At 50.6% G+C, this 18070-nt stretch carries 24 protein-coding genes; 22 read left to right on the forward strand and 2 right to left on the reverse strand.

Annotated elements, in window-relative coordinates; translation table 11 throughout:
• Window positions 1-65: 65 nt before the first annotated feature.
• On the forward strand, window positions 66-590 hold the full coding sequence (locus NSU14_RS10490; protein ID WP_340944644.1) for a hypothetical protein: 525 nt from the start codon (window positions 66-68) through the stop codon (window positions 588-590).
• Window positions 591-602: 12 nt separating this feature from the next.
• Here NSU14_RS10490 and NSU14_RS10495 read toward each other — a convergent pair whose 3' ends face one another.
• Window positions 603-1580 carry a biotin--[acetyl-CoA-carboxylase] ligase gene (locus NSU14_RS10495; RefSeq protein WP_340944646.1) on the reverse strand — a complete coding sequence of 326 codons (978 nt, stop codon included), beginning with the start codon at window positions 1578-1580 and terminating at the stop codon, window positions 603-605.
• Window positions 1581-1801: 221 nt separating this feature from the next.
• Between NSU14_RS10495 and NSU14_RS10500 the strand changes: the two genes are divergently transcribed.
• The 15 genes from NSU14_RS10500 to NSU14_RS10565 all read left to right on the forward strand — a co-directional run bounded on the left by NSU14_RS10500 (window position 1802) and on the right by NSU14_RS10565 (window position 13987).
• Complete coding sequence (locus tag NSU14_RS10500; protein WP_076243234.1) at window positions 1802-2353, forward strand: biotin transporter BioY; 552 nt, start codon at window positions 1802-1804, stop codon at window positions 2351-2353.
• An 8-nt stretch (window positions 2354-2361) separates the two neighbouring features.
• Window positions 2362-3852, forward strand: a complete 1491-nt coding sequence (locus tag NSU14_RS10505) for a class I adenylate-forming enzyme family protein (RefSeq protein WP_340944652.1) — start codon at window positions 2362-2364, stop codon at window positions 3850-3852.
• Window positions 3853-3857: 5 nt separating this feature from the next.
• Window positions 3858-5009 (forward strand): thiolase family protein, encoded by a 1152-nt coding sequence (locus NSU14_RS10510; RefSeq protein WP_340948918.1) that lies wholly within the window; start codon window positions 3858-3860, stop codon window positions 5007-5009.
• Complete coding sequence (locus NSU14_RS10515) at window positions 5006-5380, forward strand: FAS1-like dehydratase domain-containing protein (RefSeq protein ID WP_042138311.1); 375 nt, start codon at window positions 5006-5008, stop codon at window positions 5378-5380. The genes NSU14_RS10510 and NSU14_RS10515 overlap by 4 nt, the downstream gene beginning before the upstream one ends.
• A 1-nt stretch (window position 5381) precedes the next feature.
• Window positions 5382-5735 (forward strand): MaoC/PaaZ C-terminal domain-containing protein, encoded by a 354-nt coding sequence (locus tag NSU14_RS10520; protein ID WP_076243231.1) that lies wholly within the window; start codon window positions 5382-5384, stop codon window positions 5733-5735.
• Complete coding sequence (locus tag NSU14_RS10525; RefSeq protein WP_340944656.1) at window positions 5732-6568, forward strand: SDR family NAD(P)-dependent oxidoreductase; 837 nt, start codon at window positions 5732-5734, stop codon at window positions 6566-6568. The genes NSU14_RS10520 and NSU14_RS10525 overlap by 4 nt, the downstream gene beginning before the upstream one ends.
• A complete protein-coding gene (locus NSU14_RS10530; protein ID WP_340944658.1) occupies window positions 6555-7355 on the forward strand; it encodes an ATP-binding cassette domain-containing protein in 801 nt (266 codons plus the stop codon). The genes NSU14_RS10525 and NSU14_RS10530 overlap by 14 nt, the downstream gene beginning before the upstream one ends.
• Window positions 7340-8200, forward strand: coding sequence for an ATP-binding cassette domain-containing protein (locus NSU14_RS10535; protein ID WP_340944660.1), 861 nt, complete (start codon window positions 7340-7342; stop codon window positions 8198-8200). Before NSU14_RS10530 ends, NSU14_RS10535 begins: the two co-directional genes overlap by 16 nt.
• Entirely contained in the window at window positions 8190-8978 is a 789-nt protein-coding gene (locus NSU14_RS10540; RefSeq protein ID WP_076243227.1) for an energy-coupling factor transporter transmembrane component T family protein, read from the forward strand. Before NSU14_RS10535 ends, NSU14_RS10540 begins: the two co-directional genes overlap by 11 nt.
• Before the next feature lie 143 nt (window positions 8979-9121).
• Window positions 9122-9364, forward strand: a complete 243-nt coding sequence (locus NSU14_RS10545; RefSeq protein WP_218639439.1) for a hypothetical protein — start codon at window positions 9122-9124, stop codon at window positions 9362-9364.
• Window positions 9327-9518, forward strand: a complete 192-nt coding sequence (locus NSU14_RS35965) for a GNAT family N-acetyltransferase (protein ID WP_218639438.1) — start codon at window positions 9327-9329, stop codon at window positions 9516-9518. The genes NSU14_RS10545 and NSU14_RS35965 overlap by 38 nt, the downstream gene beginning before the upstream one ends.
• 39 nt (window positions 9519-9557) lie before the next feature.
• Window positions 9558-10436, forward strand: a complete 879-nt coding sequence (locus tag NSU14_RS10550) for an aminoglycoside phosphotransferase family protein (protein ID WP_340944666.1) — start codon at window positions 9558-9560, stop codon at window positions 10434-10436.
• A 161-nt stretch (window positions 10437-10597) separates the two neighbouring features.
• Entirely contained in the window at window positions 10598-12154 is a 1557-nt protein-coding gene (locus tag NSU14_RS10555) for an ABC-F family ATP-binding cassette domain-containing protein (protein WP_042138297.1), read from the forward strand.
• Between the two features lie 115 nt (window positions 12155-12269).
• On the forward strand, window positions 12270-13391 hold the full coding sequence (locus NSU14_RS10560; RefSeq protein ID WP_042138295.1) for a PTS transporter subunit EIIC: 1122 nt from the start codon (window positions 12270-12272) through the stop codon (window positions 13389-13391).
• A gap of 98 nt (window positions 13392-13489) precedes the next feature.
• Window positions 13490-13987: a YcxB family protein gene (locus NSU14_RS10565; RefSeq protein ID WP_076243225.1), complete on the forward strand. Its 498-nt coding sequence runs from the start codon at window positions 13490-13492 to the stop codon at window positions 13985-13987.
• An 80-nt stretch (window positions 13988-14067) separates the two neighbouring features.
• Here the strand turns inward: NSU14_RS10565 and NSU14_RS10570 are convergent, their stop codons facing one another.
• The gene (locus NSU14_RS10570) at window positions 14068-14439 is read right to left on the reverse strand and encodes an iron chaperone (protein ID WP_336101833.1); all 372 of its coding nucleotides are present in this window, start codon (window positions 14437-14439) and stop codon (window positions 14068-14070) included.
• 202 nt (window positions 14440-14641) lie between these two features.
• On the opposite strand from NSU14_RS10570, the gene NSU14_RS10575 reads away from it, so the two are divergent.
• From NSU14_RS10575 to NSU14_RS10600, 6 genes are all read left to right on the forward strand, one after another.
• Window positions 14642-15109, forward strand: coding sequence for a hypothetical protein (locus tag NSU14_RS10575; protein ID WP_042138291.1), 468 nt, complete (start codon window positions 14642-14644; stop codon window positions 15107-15109).
• Window positions 15100-15564, forward strand: coding sequence for a GNAT family N-acetyltransferase (locus tag NSU14_RS10580; protein ID WP_042138290.1), 465 nt, complete (start codon window positions 15100-15102; stop codon window positions 15562-15564). The genes NSU14_RS10575 and NSU14_RS10580 overlap by 10 nt, the downstream gene beginning before the upstream one ends.
• 46 nt (window positions 15565-15610) lie before the next feature.
• Window positions 15611-16003, forward strand: a complete 393-nt coding sequence (locus NSU14_RS10585; protein ID WP_042138287.1) for a VOC family protein — start codon at window positions 15611-15613, stop codon at window positions 16001-16003.
• A gap of 66 nt (window positions 16004-16069) precedes the next feature.
• On the forward strand, window positions 16070-16702 hold the full coding sequence (locus NSU14_RS10590) for a pyridoxamine 5'-phosphate oxidase family protein (RefSeq protein ID WP_042138286.1): 633 nt from the start codon (window positions 16070-16072) through the stop codon (window positions 16700-16702).
• Between the two features lie 21 nt (window positions 16703-16723).
• On the forward strand, window positions 16724-17347 hold the full coding sequence (locus NSU14_RS10595) for a class I SAM-dependent methyltransferase (RefSeq protein WP_076243222.1): 624 nt from the start codon (window positions 16724-16726) through the stop codon (window positions 17345-17347).
• A 10-nt stretch (window positions 17348-17357) separates the two neighbouring features.
• Window positions 17358-17981, forward strand: a complete 624-nt coding sequence (locus NSU14_RS10600; RefSeq protein ID WP_340944672.1) for an HAD family hydrolase — start codon at window positions 17358-17360, stop codon at window positions 17979-17981.
• Window positions 17982-18070: the final 89 nt, after the last annotated feature.

Below are 18070 nucleotides of genomic sequence, written 5' to 3' on the forward strand. Positions count from 1 at the left end.
ATTTTAGGGAATTCGAGAATTATAGATATGCAGTAAAAGTTACGATCGCAAGAAAGGGCGTAATCATGAACAAATTTGCGGGAATAGGAAGCAGCACAATCAAATACGCAATCCTGAATTTCATTCTGGTCATTACTAATCTGCTCTTATACGCTTCAGGTCCGGATGGCGGCGGAACCGGGGACCGGGAAGAAGGGTTATATTTCTATCGACTGTACTTGGTCTGTCTTGCCGTAGTCTTCGTTGTATATGGTGTATGGTCAGTGACTTCGGGAAGACACAAGAAGAGCATCAGAGGCTTGACTGCTATCCCCGTGTTGTTGTCTTCGGTTTGTATCAGTGGTCTCTTGATCTATACAATCAGCAAGAACAAGAGCCTGTACGACGAAATCTGGCTAAATAATTCAGGTTCGGAAGTCTTGGCGCTTAACGCAGACTTTTTAATCTATCTGGTATACTTCTTCCTGTTTTTCGCCATTTGCATTAGTGTGCTGGGGATTTTCTCTAGAAACAAATTGTCTATACTTGGACTGCTGCTGAATCTGTCTTTGTTCTATCTGCACTTTTACGCTTTTGCGGTATGGATTTGATACAGCCAGCGGCTAGATGGTAATGCTGACTTCTCCGCTTGAAAGATACTCCTCGTCACCATTCTCATATCTGACCTTCAGACGGCAGTCGTTATCAATGTCAATGGCTGTCGCCCCGCGTTGTTTGTTATCCTTCATCACCGTTACAGGCTTACCAAGGGAAAGGATTCGTTGTCTATATTCGGAGAGAAACGGTCTGTCCGTTAAATGCGCATAGTATTCCATGAAATGATTCAGCACTTCTGCCGCGAGCCGGCAGCGGAGATCATCATAATGATTGCTTTCGGAAAATACAGACGTTGCAATCCCGCCAAGCCCGTCAGGAAAGCCGGCCGCCGGTAAGGTTACATTGATGCCAATGCCGAGAACGGCATAATCCAGCAAGCCATTCTCCAATGATAAGGAAGCTTCGGTGAGAATTCCGCACACCTTTTTGCCGTCCATGAATACGTCATTGACCCACTTAATCTGCGTGTCTTTACCGGATACGCTCTCGATGGCCAGGGCAACGGCGGCTGCAGCGGAGGTCGTCAGAAGAATGGATTCTGCCGCAGATAGCTTGGGGCGCAGCAGGATGCTCATGTAGATGCCTGTTCCCCGCGGGGAAAAGAAGGGCCGGCCATTTCTTCCGCGGCCGGCAGTCTGCTCTTCCGAGAGGATCACTTTCCCTTCAGCCTCTCCATTTGCGGCCAGGATTTTTACTGCTTCGTTCGTTGAAGGTATAGTCTTGTAAACCTCAAGGCGCAGCTTTTGACCCTGGAGATTCAGGTGTTTCGAAATGGCACCGGCAGATAAAATATCCGTTAGTGGGGATAAGGAATACCCTTTATTGGTTACAGCCTGTATGGAGTAACCGTCTGTCTGCAGCGACTTGATGGCTTTCCAGACTGCGCTGCGTGTTACGGATAACTGCCCTGCGATCTCCTCGCCGGATATATACCCGCCTTTGTTGCTACCCAGCAAGGATAGAATTTGTTCTTTAACTGTCATGGAAATAACCCTCCAGAAATATTACGTTCCGATCAATCCTCTCCGATTATATTAACATGCTTAGATAACAATAGGAAAATGAAGGTGTTATTTTCGATCTATTGTGAACCAAATAAATTAAATAGGTTTACAATAGAGGGGGTCTCCATTATAATTCAGCGTACTGGCTGTATTCTTTAACCAGAGCACAACCTTTATTTTATCCAATGGAGGTCAATATCTTGAAGACAAAAGAACTTGTGTATGCCGCATTATTCGCTGCACTCATCGCGGTGCTCGGCATGATTCCGCCATTTCCCCTTGGCTTCATTCCTGTTCCGGTCACTGCCCAGACGCTTGGGGTCATGCTGGCCGGCTGTTTTCTGGGCAGACGGATGGGGATCCTCAGTCTGGTTGTTTTTATCATTCTCATAGCCCTCGGATTGCCGGTACTGACCGGCGGGCGCGGCGGACTGGCGTTGCTCGTTGGACCGTCTGCCGGATACATATTCAGCTGGCTGGTCGCGGCAGGCTTCATCGGCTGGTGTTCCGAGAAGATCTGGCGCAGGGTCCGCATCTGGAAACTGATAGCCGTCAACCTGATCTTTGGCGTATTGCTGGTGAATCTGATTGGCGCACCTGTCATGGCCTTAATTACAGATACGCCGGTCTGGACCGGACTGATTGGGGCTTTGGCCTTTCTTCCCGGAGACATGATCAAAGCGGTTATTGCGGCTGTCATAACGATGCAGCTGAAAGAAATCAGCCCCATTGAAGATCAAGCGGGGGTGTGAGCATACCCATGAACCTTGTACAGCGCATTTTAGAACGTGGCCAGGCTGCCCCTTCCCGCATTGCGATCTCAGACGGCCGGGAAGAACGCTCCTACGCCCAGCTGATGAGGCTGGTACAACAGGTTGCAAACGGTTTGCGGCATGGCGGACACATAAAGCGGAATATTGCTGTTGTATCCGGTAACCGTATGGAGTTCGCCGAGTTTGTTCTCGGCGCCATCTATGCGGGATGCGTCCCCGTGCTGCTGGACCCCAAATGGCATCCGGAGGAGATGGATAAGGTTATCCGGCAGTGTGAGCCCGGACTGATAGTTGGTGAAGCGCGTTTTGCGGCTGATTTCACAGAACGTTATAAAGAAATTCCGCAGCTATACTTTGGCGGGGAGCAGAGCACCGGCAGCTATAGCTCCTGGCTGTCTGCCTTCGGGCCTGATGCTGTTGCAGAGGAGAACCCCGGGCTGCTGTTCATCGGGTATACATCAGGCACAACCGGTCTCCCCAAAGGGTACATGCGGACTCACGGGTCCTGGTTAACAAGCTTTGAGGCGACGGAGAAAGCATTCAGGCTGAATAGTATGAAGCACGTACTTGCACCCGGGCCGTTCGTGCATTCCCTGTCGCTGTTTGCCATGATGCAAGCCCTGTATAGTCTGGCGACTTTTCATCTGCTGCCCGCATTCGATGCTGTGAGCGTATTGAATCTCTGCTCCCATGAACCTGATATGGTCCTGTTCGTTGTGCCTGCGATGATTGACGCATTGGTCCGGCAGGCCGCTGCAACTACGGCCCCGGTATCGATACAGGCCATAATCAGCTCTGGGGGCAAGTGGCCAGTGACGTTGAAACAAAGATGTCGTGAGCTGTTCAAGGAGACGAAGCTCTTTGAGTATTACGGCTCCTCGGAGGCCAGTTACATCAGCTATCTTGAAATAACCGGCGAGGAGGAGGCAGATTCCTTAGGTAAACCGTTCGACGGCGTGCAGATTTCCATCCGCGATGCACAATTTCGTGAGCTGCCTCCGGGTGCGGTTGGTGAGCTGTATATCCAGAGTGAAATGATGTTCACCGGGTATCACCTGCTGCCGGAAGAGACGGCAGGCGTGTTTCGCGGGGGCTGGCTGCGCACGGGGGACTACGTGCTCCTGGATCATGAAGGGGATCTGCACCTGGCCGGCCGTGCCGGCAGCATGATCAAGAGCGGGGGGCTCAAGGTGTTTCCCGAAGAAGTGGAGACTGTGCTGCGACGTATTCCGGCGGTCCGCGAGGTTATGGTATTCGGCAAGCCGGATGAGCGGTGGGGAGAGCAGGTAACGGCATTGATTGAGTGGAACGGAGAACAGCAGCTTAGTCTGGAGCAGATCAGGGATTGTTGCCATCCATATCTTGCAGGCCATAAGTTGCCCAGGCAGCTCGTTACTGTGGAACAGTTCATCTATACCAGCAGCGGAAAAATCGCACGCCAGCGGATGATGGACAATGTGAGAGAAGGGTTGAGATGAGAGAAATCAAAGAGGCCGTGCTGGTTATGGCCAGGCGTACACCTGTCGGCAAAATCGGTGGACAGCTAAGCACGCTTGAACCGGAGCAACTGCTTGCCCCGCTGATTCGCCTCCTCGTTACTGAAGCACAGCTGCCGCCGGAATGGATTGATGATGTTATCATCGGCAATGTAGTGGGACCTGGCGGGAATATTGCCCGTAAGTCTGTGCTTGAAGCAGGATTGCCTGTTACGGTACCGGGAGTCACAGTCGACCGTCAATGCGGTTCAGGGCTTGAAGCCATCATCATGGGGGCCCGCCTCGTTCAGAGCGGTGCCGGAGAGATATTCCTGGCAGGCGGAGCCGAGAGTGTAAGCCGGGCGCCTTGGCGAATGTTCAGACCCGGCACGCTGGCGGGGACGCCAACCCTATATACACGCGCACCGTTCACACCCATTGCTTACGGAGATCCTGACATGGGGCTTGCTGCAGAGAATGTGGCGTCCAAATACGGGATTACCCGTGAAGCGCAGGATCTGTATGCGCTGGAGAGCCACCTTAAAGCCGTCCGGGCTCAAAGTACAGGCAGATATGTACCGGAGCTTGTACCGCTGCTATTCAACGGTTTACGGATTGCAGAGGATGAATGTCCGAGACCGGATACAAGCCTGGGGAAGCTGAGCAGCCTGCCGCCTGTATTTGCGGAGAATGGCACTGTGACTGCCGGGAATGCCTGTCCTATTAATGACGGTGCCGCTCTGGTGCTCATCATGTCGCGTGACAAGTGTGAACAGCTTAACCTGACGCCCATCCTCCGTTTTGTTGACTCTCAGGCTGCCGGAGTGGACCCCCGTTATCCGGGGATCGGACCGGTTCCGGCGGTCCGGAAACTGTTATGCCGCCAGGGTCTGACCATCGGAGATGTGGATATCGTTGAATTTAATGAAGCTTTTGCCGCTCAGGTATTAGCATCACTGCAGGAGCTTCAGCTTCCAGCGGATAAGGTTAATCCCGGTGGAGGCGCGTTAGCTCTGGGTCATCCTTACGGCGCATCCGGTGCGATCCTTATGACGCGTCTATATTCGGAGATGCTGCAGACCACCTACAAACGGGGGATAGCTACACTTGGCATTGGCGGCGGGATGGGGCTGGCCGTTCTGATGGAGGCGGTTATATGAACAAGATCCGCTTTCAGGTTCAGCTCACGACGGGAAATATCGTGCAGTATGCACACAGCATAGCTTCGCCCCTACAGAGAATAGGAGGAGCAGCCGTTGCTCCTTCGACTATGCCGGTCACATTCTGGAAGACAGCAGATGTCCCCTGGCTTCCCCTGAAAGCGGCAATGATTCACGGAACGCAGCAGTTTACTTATCATGCTCCGCTGATGGCGGGTATGAATTTGGAGTGCGAACTAACCTTACTTGCTGTAGAGCACAAAAACGGCCGGAGCGGCGTGCTGACTTTCTATACCCATTCTCTATTCTGCTGTCACCGGGGCAGCCCCATCGCTGTAGCAGAAACCGTCTTGATCGGGAGAGGTGAATGATATGAGAATCAGGATTTCTGAGGCGGATATCCGGCAATATGCTGCTGTCACCAAGGATGAGGCAGCGATTCATCTGAATGCCGCAGCCGCAAGAGAAGCGGGTTACGAAGCTCCCATTGCCCATGGAATGTACATCATGGGGCTGGCGCAGTCTTTATATATGAAAGAACACCTCTCCCATTGGATTCAGTCCATTACTATGCGGTTTGAGAAGCCGTGTGTTCAAGGCTCAGCCGTATGCTTCCGGTATAACGATTTGAAGCATGATCAGATCCAGGTAACGGTAGTGACAGATCACGGGGAAATCATCGCTAAAGGCTCTTTTGGCGTTGTAAAGGGGATCATGGATATATGAAGACGGCATTAATAACCGGGGCAACCCGGGGGATTGGGCGCAGTACAGCTATAGAACTGGGGCGCTGCGGATATCAGATCGCCGTTAATGGTTTAAATGGCAAGAGTGTTAAGCAAGTAGTCGAGGACATCCGGGGGACAGGCGGCTTCGCGGAGGGATTCTGTGCCAATGTTGCCGATCCCGCTGCCGTTACGGCAATGATGGACGAAGTGGCCGGGAAGATGGGTTCCCTGGATATTTTAATTCATAACGCCGGCATTCTTCATGACCGCAGATGTGAGTTCATGACGGATCTGGAGTGGCAGGCTGTCCTCGGCGTTCATTTGAATGGGGCATTCTACTGCATCCGGCGTGCAATTGCCCATCTGAGCCGGCACGGAGGCGATATTCTGCTGATGACCTCAACCGCGGGACTCACCGGTTCGGCGGGGCAGGTCAATTACAGTGCGGCCAAGGCCGGACTTCTCGGGATGCTGTGGACGCTTGCCGATGAACTGAAGACCAAGCGGATCAGGGTTAACGGCATTGCTCCTGCTGCCTTAACCGATATGACCCTGCCGGTTGTTCAACATTTGACAGAAAAATATGCACAGCTTAATGAGCCGCTTCCTGAGGCATGGAGCTTGGGTGAAGCGGACGATGTGGCCCGGTTCGTGCGTGCGCTTCTGGATCACAAGGACCCGGAGCTGACGGGGCAAGTGTTCGGCATTAACGGACAGCAGATTACACCTTGGGAGAAGCCACGGCCGCTTGCTACAGTCACTTCTGCGCCGGAAGATTTTTTTGAATTAAGGAAACAGCGGAGGGAGCGTGGGGCAGATGCTTACTTTTGATCAGGTCGATTATTATTACCGGAGCGGGAATCCGGTTCTTCGCCAGCTAAGCTTTGGAATCCGCCAAGGTGAATTTCTCTCCATCATTGGAGGGAACGGAAGCGGAAAGTCCACGCTCGCCAAGTTAATGGACGGGCTACTGCAGCCAAGAGAAGGACAAGTAATGCTGGACCGTTTGAATACACGGAATCCTGATGACCTTGGGAAGATTCGGGAGCAGGCCGGACTGGTATTTCAAAATCCCGACGATCAGTTCATCACAACCTCCGTTCTGGATGAAGTGATATTCGGACTGGAGAATCTGCGCGTGCCGAGAGCTGATATGGCCGGGCGGGCGAATATGGCTCTGCAAGCAGTTCACATGGAAGATTATGCGGAAGCCATGCCGCATCAACTGTCAGGCGGCCAGAAACAGCGGGTTGCGGTTGCTGCTGTTGTGGCAATGGAACCTTCGATAATCATCTTTGATGAAGCGACCTCCATGCTCGATCCGCAGGGAAGAAGAGACATCCTCGAGCTGATGAACTCCCTTCACCGGCAGGGTAAGACCATTATTCAGATCACGCATCATATGGATGAGATTCTTTCCTCTGACCGTGTTCTGCTTCTGAGCAGAGGAGAAATTGCTTTTGACGGATCACCCTCCGCCTTGTTTAGCAGCGTATCCATTACAGAGCATCAGATCTCTCCCCCTTTTGCGGTAAGACTGCATCAAGCGCTCGGATTAAATGCCCCCCTGCGTGCGGACTGGAAGGAGACAGTGTCTGCCTTATGGCCTTCGAGTTAAATGACGTAAGTGTAAAGTTGAACGGGGTAGAGATTCTTCAATCCGTAAGCTGCACGCTTCAGGAGGGGAAATGGATTTCGGTGACTGGCCATACCGGAGCAGGGAAATCCACCTTTGCCAAAGTAATAAAGGGGCTGGTTCCTTTCTACAGAGGCGAATATACGCATGACCGCCAACCTCTGCCCAGGGACAGTAAAGGGAATACGAAGGCCGTCCCACAGATCGGTTATGTATTTCAATATCCGGAGCAGCAGCTTTTCGCAACGACGGTTTATAGGGAGCTGGCCTTTGCTCTTACTGTGAAGGGGGAATCACCAGGGAAAGTGGAAGCAGCAGTCAAGACGGTTATGGAGCAGCTGGGACTCCCGGCGGATCTTCTCCAGGAGAAGCCGTTCCAGCTTAGCGGGGGGCTTAAGCGGCTTGTCGCTGTCGCTTCCGTGCTGATTACGGAGCCGGAGCTCCTTATTCTGGATGAGCCCACCGCCGGACTTGATTCCGTGCACAGGACAGCGCTGCTGAGACAGCTCAAGGCATGGCAGAGGGAGAAGAACCGGACAGTACTGCTCATCTCTCATCAGCTTGAGGAGGTTGCCGACTATTCGGACGAGGTGATGGTCTTCCAGAAGGGACGTTTATTAGCCCATTTGGAGGCGGATGAGTTATTTCTGAAGCGTGCAGCTTTGTTGGAGCATGCCGGGTTGCCTCTGCCGGAGCCTATACAGCTCTTAAGATTCATTGAGGGGATTTCCGGACGGACTCTTAAACCGGAGAGTTGCAGGGAAGAAGATATTATGCAGCTGGTGAGGAACGTCTGGAAGTCAAGAGGTCTTCATCATGAAGGATAACATCCTGCTGGGCCAGTATATCCCTTCAGATTCAGTACTCCACCGGCTAGACCCCCGTACCAAGCTGTTAAGCATGCTAACCTTTACAATTTGCTCTCTTTTACTCAATAATTATGGCGGATTTGCTATAGCAACTGTCTTTGCGGGAAGCCAGATGCTGTTGTCCCGGGTTCCGGTACGGATGTTTCTTAGAGGATTAAAGCCGGTTGCGCTCCTCTTGTCCTTTACTTTTGCCTACCATCTCTTCAATACCAGCGGGGTACCGCTCTGGCCGGGTTCGGCCGTTCAAGTGACAGAAGAAGGAATAGAGAAGGGCCTCTTTGTTGTCTGGCGTATTCTCTTGCTCGTGTCGCTTGCTTCGCTGCTGACCTTGACGACCAAGCCGCTGGATCTGGCAAAAGGCCTGGAGCAACTGTGCAAGCCGCTATCCCGCCGGGGCGTTCCGGTTGAGGCTACTGCATTGATGCTCGTGATTGCAGTCCGCTTTATCCCGACAATTATTCAAGAGCTGGACCGCATTATGCTGGCGCAAAGAGCCAGAGGGTATGACATTATAGCGTTCAAAGGCCATAAGCGGGTGTTTGCATATTTGTCATTGGTGGTTCCCCTGCTAATAACAACGGTTCAACGGGCAGAGCAGCTGGCAATGACGATCGATGCAAGAGCCTATGGGAACGGGAAGGGCCGTACTTCTTATAGAGAGCTAAGATTATCGCGAATCGATTATACCGCCGGGGGAGTCACGCTTGCTTACGTGCTGCTGCTTCTGTGCCTGTAGCATGACCATAGAGCTTGATTAGAGCTTAATTAACTTCAATTCCGTATAGTTTATGTATAACGAAACCCTCCCTTAATCTGGAAATGGTTGCATGATATAATGAGCTTGCGATTATTCAGACCGAAGGAACAGAGGGGGAAGAAATGTCTCTGCACAAAGGGAACCTGGTCATCCGGGATGCAACTATAGGCGATGCAAAGCTGTTATGCAGCTGGTGGAACGACGGGGAGATTATGGCGCATGCCGGTTTTCCCCATGGAATAGGCACTACTGAACAAGAGGTGCGAAGCAAACTGCAGAGCGGGGCGGACCCGGAACGGCAAGGCCGATTGATCCTGGAGATCAGCGGTGTTATATCACACAATCATCCTCGATACCAATCTTAAGAACACCAGAGCACAGCATGTATATGAGAAACTCGGCTTCCGGAAAATTGCGGTGCGAACGGATGCGTGGACAGATCAGCTTGGAGAATGGCAGAGTTTTATCGATTATGAGTTGACCCAAGCGGAATGGAGAGCAGACTGGCTACATGACTGAAAGGAGCCGTTGCGGCATGATTGTAATACCTGAACCTGAATGCACGAACTCTATGGTAAGCAGGGCGTAGCATGGGCGGAGGCGCTGCCTGATCTGATTACCGACTGTGCAGACCGCTTCGGCTTTAGTCCGGAAGCTCCCTTTTCCAATTTATCCTATAACTTTGTACTCCGGGCAAAGCTCAGTAACGGGAAGCCGGCAGTCCTAAAATTATCCTTCATGAAGGAGGAGCTTTCTAAGGAAGTTAGTGTGCTTCGAGCCTATGAGGGCAGGGGGGCGATTCATGTACTGGATGCAGATGAGGACTGGGGTGTGGCCCTGCTGGAAGGAGCCGACCCCGGCACACCGTTGTCGGCCATTGAGGATGATGCGAAGGCGACGAATATCTTTTGTGAGGTATTTCAGCGCCTTCAGCTTCCTGCACCAGCCGGCAGCCGGTACCCGTCTATGAAGCAGCACTTCGCGGCCATAGAGCGATACCGTGAGCGGTTCGGCGATGGAGAAACTGCAGCGCCGCTGCCTGAGAGCTGGGTGGAGAATGCCGAAGAATGTCTGGTGTATCTCATTAACACCACGGAAGAGAATTTTCTGCTGCACGGTGATCTGCATCATGACAACATCCTCCGCCAAGGAGAAGAGCAATGGGTTGTTATTGATCCTAAGGGCATCATCGGTGACATTCATTTTGATACTGTCCAGTATCTGCTTAACTATATGGATCGGGGTGGTGATTGCGAGCAGGTACTACGGGGCCGGATTGCCATTATGGCCGAACGCCTTGGCCTGGACCCCCGCCGAATCGCGATGTGGGGCGTGGTACGAGGCGTGCTTGAGGCATGCTGGACGATTGAAGGCGGAGGGACAGATTGGCACAGAGGTATCCAGTTAACAGAGCTTTTCGCCAAATGCCTGGATTGAGCCAAGAACTATACTTATGTTCCAAGTGAAGTCAAAGCGTAAGCAGACACTAACCTCATGTTAGTGTTTTTTCGCCTTTTTTTGCAAACCGTCTGGAGTTGTGGCGCTTTAGCCTTTATAATATGACGAGAATATAGAATAAAGGAAAAGGTGTTAATTTCATGAGCATATTAAATGTAGAAAAGCTGAGTCACGGGTTCGGAGACCGGGCCATATTCACCGATGTATCCTTCCGCCTGCTGAAGGGCGAGCATATCGGTCTGATTGGTGCCAATGGTGAAGGTAAATCGACCTTCATGAATATCATTACCGGCAAGCTGCAGCCGGACGAAGGCAAGGTGGAATGGGCGAAACGCATGCGCGCCGGTTATCTGGATCAGCATGCTGTACTTCAGCAGGGACAATCCATCCGTGATGTTCTGCGCGGAGCCTTCCAATATCTGTTCGATATGGAACAAGAGATGAACGATATGTACGGCAAGATGGGCGAGGTTACTCCGGAGGAGCTGGAGCAGCTGCTGGAGGATGTCGGAACGATTCAGGACATGCTGACCAGCCAGGATTTCTATATGATCGATGCCAAAATCGATGAAACGGCCCGCGGGTTGGGTCTTACCGACATCGGTCTGGATAAAGACGTTAACGATCTCAGCGGCGGTCAACGGACCAAGGTTCTGCTGGCTAAGCTGCTGCTGGAGAAGCCGGACATCCTGCTGCTCGATGAGCCTACGAACTATCTGGATGAACAGCATATCAACTGGCTGAAGCGTTATTTGCTGGATTACGAGAATGCCTTCATTCTGATATCGCATGACATTCCGTTCCTGAACAGCGTAATTAACCTGATCTATCATATGGAGAATCAGTCGCTGTCGCGTTATGTGGGCGATTATGAGTATTTCCAGCAGGTGTATGAAGCGAAGAAATCGCAGCTGGAATCGGCCTTCAAACGCCAGCAGCAGGAAATCGCCGATCTGAAGGACTTCGTTGCGCGCAATAAGGCCAGCGTAGCTACCCGGAATATGGCAATGTCCCGGCAGAAGAAGCTGGATAAGATGGATGTCATCGAGATTGCCAAGGAGAAGCCGAAGCCGCAATTTAACTTCAAGCAGGGCCGGACCTCCGGCAAGGTGATTTTTGAAGCGAAGGATCTGGTGATCGGCTACGATTCCCCATTGTCCAGACCTCTTGATCTGAGCATGGAGCGGGGACAGAAGATTGCCCTTGTAGGTGCGAACGGGATCGGTAAAACGACGCTGCTGCGCAGCATTCTCGGCCAGATTCAAGCCATTTCAGGCTCGGTGAGACTCGGGGATCTGCTGGAGATCGGTTATTTCGAACAGGAAATGAAGGAATCGAATTACAACACCTGTATTGAAGAGATCTGGAACGAGTTCCCGTCCTACTCCCAATTTGAAATCCGGGCGGCACTGGCCAAATGCGGCCTGACGACCAAGCATATCGAGAGCAAGATTGCGGTCTTAAGCGGCGGCGAGAAAGCCAAAGTACGTTTGTGCAAGCTGATCAACCGTGATAGCAACCTGCTTGTACTGGACGAGCCGACCAATCATCTCGATGTAGATGCCAAGGAAGAGCTGCAGCGTGCGCTCAAAGCTTATAAAGGCAGCATCCTGCTGATTTCCCATGAACCTGAATTTTACCGCGATATCGTAACGGATATCTGGAACTGCGAATCGTGGACGACAAAAGTATTCTAAAAAGCCGGCAATAATTCCGGTTTAACGGTGACCCGTAAGAGGACAGCTTTGAACAAAGTGCCCCTTCTTACGGGTCATTTATGTCAAGATGTTAGTATAGGTTCAGGAGGAACATATGGAAGAGAAACATGAGGAAATACCTGTGAAGCAAGTCAGGGGAAGTATAGTCAATATCATCATTGACGGCATTTCCGGAATCTTTCTTCCAATCGTTAATATTCTGAGTGCGGCAGGCATTATGAAGGGTTTACTCGCCGGCGCCGCTGCACTGGAGATCATCAGCAAGACAGAAGGCACGTATACGGTGCTCAATGCGATGGCGGACAGTCTGTTCTACTACCTTCCGCTGCTGCTTGCCTTTACAGCCGCCCGCAAATTCGGGGCTAACCCCTTTACTGCCGTTGTGATTGCCGGGGTGCTGTTGTACCCGAGCCTGACCACGCTGTTTGACAACCAGGAAATCATACATTTTCTCGGGATGAGTATTACTCCCGTTAACTATCCTTCGAGCGCCATTCCGATCATCCTTGCGGTAGGCCTCTTAGTGTATGTAGAACGATTTTGCGTTAAAATATTGCCTGAGGTCATCCGGGAGTTTTTCACACCGTTGATCTCGATTGTGACGGTGTCCGCCGTGACACTGCTGGTGTTCGGTCCAATTGGCTCACTTGCCGGAGACATGCTTGCTGAAGGATACCGCTCTGTATACAACCTCAGTTCGGTAGGGGCGGGAATGGTGCTTGGCGCGATTATTCAACCGATGGTTATCTTCGGATTGCACTGGAGTCTGGTACCGCTGGCAATCAACAATATCAGCGTACATGGCTCGGATACCATCCTCGCGCTGATGGGACCAGCCGCCTTCGCGCAGGCAGGAGCGGCGCTCGCCGTGTTCATCAAAGCCAAGGACAAGAAGTTCAAAACCTTATGCTTGTCCGCGTCCATTTCGGCCTTGTTCGGAGTGACCGAGCCCGCGATGTTCGGTGTGAACCTGCCCTTGCGCAAGCCGATGGTCATTGTCTGCTGCGCGGGAGCGATCGGGGGCGGAATGGTCGGCCTATCCGGCTCGTCGGCGATTTCTTTCGCTTTTCCGGGCTTGGCGACTTTACCCGCTTATCTGGGGGACGGATTCGTCGGCTTCCTGCTCGCCTGCATGACTGGATTTCTGATCGCGCTGGCTGCTACGCTGTTCGTGAAGCTGGGACCGGTGCCGGCGGTGGAGCCTAGCTCCAAGTAGATTGCAGAAGGCACCAAGCTATCTTATCCGCTATGGGTTTCGTGTAATGAATGCTATACTACTAGAGGTTATTAAGTGAACAGATAAAGGGTGACAAGATGGAGAAAATCAGCTTTCATTACGGAAAACATATTCAAAAGGTTGCGCGGGCACTATATTTCCATTCGTGGAAATCTATTCTCTCCATTGGGGTTCAAGCGGTGTTTGTAGCCGTTTGTATGATTCTATATGTTAAGAACGAATCGATCATACTCCTCGGGATATCGATAACACTTGTGCTTACGATCGCTATGTCGATGGTTATGCGTACCTTGCTGCTGCCAAAGATCCTGTCGGCAGATACAAGGTACAACAAGGAATTCGAATATTTGTTCGATGCAGAAGGGATCAACTTCAGCCCGGAAGTAGATCAGTCCATCATGAAATGGGGCTCCTTCACCCGGGTGTGGGAGAATAAAGGCTATTACTTATTGTTCCATGGTCAGCAGGAATACTGGTTCATTGCTAAGCAATCGTTCGAGGATACAGCACAAGAGAATAAATTCAGAGCTTATGTATCGGATCACCGCAAGATTGTCACTGGGGTTATCCTGTAAAAAATGATATGTCATACGATGGACGTGCTATCCTGCACGTCCTTTTTTCTTGGCTGATCCCGGTGTTTCATCCCTGGCTTCTATGCCCGCCAAAAAGTTGTACAGTCAGCCTTATCCGCAATGTTGTACTCGATCATTTGTCTGAGTATGGTGTAATCAACCGGGCTCGTCCATTTCATACGCACCAGCAGCTTGGTATGATCTAAGCCAGCCTGCTTAATGGCATCGGCAAAATGATCCATTCCCGCCTTCTCGGGGGCAACCGCCATATGCGCTTTGGATACACTGAAGCCGATAATATAGGTTCCGTGATCGGTGAACATCGGCTGATTCCAGGCGATTTTCGGCGTTAATTGGGGAAATTCCTGGATCACCCAAGCCAGTACCTCTTCCGTCGCAGCGCGGTGTACCGGATTATCGATTTTAGCTAAATACTCTGCAAACTCTTCCACGGCTGTCCCTCCTGATCTGTAATCACTCTCATGCCATCTATCTTATAGTTTCGTACCCGGTTAGTCAAAAAAATGAATACACAAATTAAGGGATTCGCCTATCCGTCAAAGAATGTTACGACAGAGTGCTGCATACCATCTTTTACCTGTATTATAATAAGAATCCAATAGATTTTTATTATGAACGTAGTGGGGGAAGTGAATGGAAAAGTTGATCACACATCAAGGCAAACGTCCTGCTGAAATTGGGGTGACGATAAGCTTTACTTTACTGATATTATCCTGGCTATACTTATTAATAATATATAATAGAACTAACCGATTTGATCTTTTCTTGTTTTATTTACTCATCATAATATCAGGTGGAATTATCATGGGGATATTAATTTATCGCTTGTTGACATGTCGCAGAGTGTTCGTCATTGAGATTAAACCTGAAGCCCTTCAGATCAAGAATATTGAGATAGAAGCGGGCAAGGTTAAGAAGATTTTTATCAAAGGATACTTTAAGCCCGTAATCGCGGTTAAGCCCAAAGCTAATTTGCTGGTGCCGTACAAGTACTGCTTCTGTTTCTCAGCCAAAGAGGATCAAGGGATAAAGGACCTGAAGGAATGGGCAGATCAGCATCAGATTGAAGTGTTGCACAAACGGTTTACGCGATGGCTGTAGTTATTAGACCATTAACACAGCTTCAAGCTGAAGATATTGCATACCATTGGCATTATGCAGGTGAATATTCTTTTTATGATATGGATGCAGACGAGGATGATTTAATCGAATTCCTGGACCCGGCCGGACGTGGGGATCATACATACGCTGTATCGCAAGACGATGAGTTTATAGGGTATTTTACTGTTCAGCCGGTTGAGGGTAACATTTGTGATATAGGTTTAGGCATGAGACCCGATCTAACCGGGCGTGGCGCAGGGCAAGCTTTCCTGAAGTCGGTGCTGCATTATGTTACTGTGAATTTCCATCCTGAACGGATAACGCTGGCTGTAGCAACCTTTAATGCGAGGGCTATCAAAGTGTATTTAAAAGCCGGATTTACCGCAGCAGATACCTACATGCAGAATACAAACGGAAGCACTTACGAGTTTATGAGCATGGTATACAAGTGCTAAAATCATCTGAAGAGGTAACTCTTTAAAACATAAAGGAGGCACCGCAATGAAAGTAACCGGATTTAGCCATATGACACTCAATGTTCGCGACCTGCAGACGTCCCTTGATTTCTATCATGGCATTCTCGGTATGACCTTAAGACACCGAGGCAGAACGGATGCTTATCTGGAGTGGGGAAGTGCCTGGGTCTGCCTTGTTGAACGTGCGGGTACTGAGGACCACGCAGAAGGATTTGCCGGGATGGATCATGTGGCTTTTTATATCGCAGAGAACGATTTCAATGAAGCTGTGGGCATCCTGAAGCAAAGTAATGTAACCATTGTAAGAGGCCCGATACAGCGTGGAGTAGGCTGGTCCGTTAATTTCTTGGATCCGGATGGAATCCAGCTAGAACTGCATACTTCTACCCTCGATGAGCGGATGAAGATCTGGCGCTGAGAAACGTTTCGGGTATATGATTATAGAATATATTTATAGAAGCCAAACCAGAATCGAGGACGCTAGATGAATAATCCTTTTACAGAAATTCTGACTTCAGAAGCTGAGCTTAGAGAACTCCTGGGCTATCCCAGTGAGGTGGTGAAGCGTAAATCGATCCATCATCTGGATCATAATTGCCGCAATTTAATCGCTATGTCACCGCTCTTATTCCTGTCCACCGCAGATGAACACGGCTCTTGCGATGTCTCTCCACGCGGGGATGCACCCGGATCGGTAGTGGTGCTGGATGACGGTCATTTGGTGATTCCGGAGCGGCCGGGCAACCGCAGATTTGATTCCTTGCTAAATATCATCGCTAATCCCAATGTAGGACTAATCTTTATCATCCCGGGGCTTGAAGAGACCCTGCGGATTAACGGGCAAGCTTACGTGATCAGAGATGAGCATATTCTGGATAGGATGAAGGCCCGGGATAAACGGCCAACCTTGGGAATTGGTGTGAAGGTGGAGGAGTGCTATATGCATTGTGCCAAGGCTTTTAAAAGATCGCAGCTATGGGACAGCGGATCCTGGCCTGCCGAAAACTCGCTTCCGTCTGCTCCGGCGATTATCGCGGATCATGTGAATTCTGCCGAGTTTACTGTGGAAGTAGTCCGGCAAGGCATACAGGAGAGCTACGAGAAACGACTCTATTAATGAATGGGGTGACCGGCGCAGATGGATAAGCAGAAGCTGATCCGTATTTTTGATAAACAGGCCACAGACTATGCCCGCAAAAGAGAAGATCCCAAACAGCAACGCTGGCGCCGGAATCTTATAGGTCATGCCGAGGGGGATGTGCTTGAGCTGGCAGTGGGGGCGGGGGCTAACTTCCCTTACTATTCCCGGGAGGTCAAGATTACTGCAGCGGATTTCAGTAGTGCAATGCTTGAGAAAGCGCGGCAGGCAGCACAGCATTACCACGTGAACGCCAATTTTGTATGTGCAGATATGGAAGAAATGAGCTTCCCCGGGCAATCCTTCGATACTATTGTTTCTACGTTATCCTGTTGCAGCTATCAGAATCCCCTGGAGATGCTGAAGAAGATGAACCGCTGGTGTAAGCCGGACGGAACCATCCTGCTGATGGAGCATGGGATCAGTTCTAACTTCGTGGTGTCAACGCTGCAACGGGCACTGAATCCGCTGCTGTACCGGGTCTATGGATGCCATCACACCCGGGATATTATTGGACTGGTCCGGGAGTCCGGGATGCAGATCAGCAGGGTTGAGAGCTACTCGCTGAATATGATTCATCTGATCTGGGCCCGGCCGCAGCCGCAACTACGAACTGAACGTTAGGAGAAGTGGAATGGACAGCATTATTTTTGATCTGGATGGCACGTTATGGGATTCATCAGATGTAGTAGTGGCGGGATGGAATAGTGTGCTCAGTAATTACCAAGGCGTTGTGAACGGAGTAACCAAGGAAGATTTACAGGGAATCATGGGTCTGCAGGTAGATGAGGCTGGCCGGAAGCTGTTCCCGAACATCGATGAGGACACCCGGCATAGAATTCTCAGAGAATGCTGTGAAGTAGAGTGTCTTTGTCTGGCGAAGCAAGGCGGAAGGCTGTATGAAGGGCTGGAAGAAGTACTCAGGGCGTTATTGGCAAAATATAAGCTGTTCATCGTGAGCAACTGCCAGGCGGGGGATATTGAAGCTTTTTATGAATACCATCAGCTGCAGAAGTATTTCATAGACTACGAGAATCCGGGCAGAACGGGGCTATCCAAGGGTGAGAACATTAAGCTGGTGATGGAGCGGAATCACTTAAGCATTCCTGTCTATGTGGGCGATACGGAGGGAGATAGGAGGGCGGCGGGGATTACCGGGATTCCTTTTGTGTACGCAAGTTACGGATTTGGCGAAGTGAGCAGCTATGATTATGTGATTGATCGTCTGGATGGGTTATTGGGGTTGTTTGATGAATAGTATAGGCTGGGCGAAAACACATCGGCAGTAGGATACATTTTATTAAGCACTATAGACAAATTAAGCGCTATAAACAAAATTGTTGTACG

It is taken from the genome of Paenibacillus sp. FSL R10-2771, assembly GCF_038000205.1.
Classification (GTDB): Bacteria; Bacillota; Bacilli; order Paenibacillales; family Paenibacillaceae; genus Paenibacillus_AQ; species Paenibacillus_AQ phytohabitans.

Excerpts from the sequence above, each read along its gene's own strand:
- NSU14_RS10490 (WP_340944644.1), top strand. The coding sequence starts at position 66 with ATGAACAAATTTGCGGGAATAGGAAGCAGCACAATCAAATACGCAATC.
- NSU14_RS10495 (WP_340944646.1), bottom strand. The coding sequence starts at position 1,580 with ATGACAGTTAAAGAACAAATTCTATCCTTGCTGGGTAGCAACAAAGGC.
- NSU14_RS10505 (WP_340944652.1), top strand. The coding sequence starts at position 2,362 with ATGAACCTTGTACAGCGCATTTTAGAACGTGGCCAGGCTGCCCCTTCC.
- NSU14_RS10515 (WP_042138311.1), top strand. The coding sequence starts at position 5,006 with ATGAACAAGATCCGCTTTCAGGTTCAGCTCACGACGGGAAATATCGTG.
- NSU14_RS10520 (WP_076243231.1), top strand. The coding sequence starts at position 5,382 with ATGAGAATCAGGATTTCTGAGGCGGATATCCGGCAATATGCTGCTGTC.
- NSU14_RS10525 (WP_340944656.1), top strand. The coding sequence starts at position 5,732 with ATGAAGACGGCATTAATAACCGGGGCAACCCGGGGGATTGGGCGCAGT.
- NSU14_RS10530 (WP_340944658.1), top strand. The coding sequence starts at position 6,555 with ATGCTTACTTTTGATCAGGTCGATTATTATTACCGGAGCGGGAATCCG.
- NSU14_RS10535 (WP_340944660.1), top strand. The coding sequence starts at position 7,340 with ATGGCCTTCGAGTTAAATGACGTAAGTGTAAAGTTGAACGGGGTAGAG.
- NSU14_RS10540 (WP_076243227.1), top strand. The coding sequence starts at position 8,190 with ATGAAGGATAACATCCTGCTGGGCCAGTATATCCCTTCAGATTCAGTA.
- NSU14_RS10545 (WP_218639439.1), top strand. The coding sequence starts at position 9,122 with ATGTCTCTGCACAAAGGGAACCTGGTCATCCGGGATGCAACTATAGGC.
- NSU14_RS10550 (WP_340944666.1), top strand. The coding sequence starts at position 9,558 with ATGCACGAACTCTATGGTAAGCAGGGCGTAGCATGGGCGGAGGCGCTG.
- NSU14_RS10555 (WP_042138297.1), top strand. The coding sequence starts at position 10,598 with ATGAGCATATTAAATGTAGAAAAGCTGAGTCACGGGTTCGGAGACCGG.
- NSU14_RS10560 (WP_042138295.1), top strand. The coding sequence starts at position 12,270 with ATGGAAGAGAAACATGAGGAAATACCTGTGAAGCAAGTCAGGGGAAGT.
- NSU14_RS10565 (WP_076243225.1), top strand. The coding sequence starts at position 13,490 with ATGGAGAAAATCAGCTTTCATTACGGAAAACATATTCAAAAGGTTGCG.
- NSU14_RS10575 (WP_042138291.1), top strand. The coding sequence starts at position 14,642 with ATGGAAAAGTTGATCACACATCAAGGCAAACGTCCTGCTGAAATTGGG.
- NSU14_RS10580 (WP_042138290.1), top strand. The coding sequence starts at position 15,100 with ATGGCTGTAGTTATTAGACCATTAACACAGCTTCAAGCTGAAGATATT.
- NSU14_RS10585 (WP_042138287.1), top strand. The coding sequence starts at position 15,611 with ATGAAAGTAACCGGATTTAGCCATATGACACTCAATGTTCGCGACCTG.
- NSU14_RS10590 (WP_042138286.1), top strand. The coding sequence starts at position 16,070 with ATGAATAATCCTTTTACAGAAATTCTGACTTCAGAAGCTGAGCTTAGA.
- NSU14_RS10595 (WP_076243222.1), top strand. The coding sequence starts at position 16,724 with ATGGATAAGCAGAAGCTGATCCGTATTTTTGATAAACAGGCCACAGAC.
- NSU14_RS10600 (WP_340944672.1), top strand. The coding sequence starts at position 17,358 with ATGGACAGCATTATTTTTGATCTGGATGGCACGTTATGGGATTCATCA.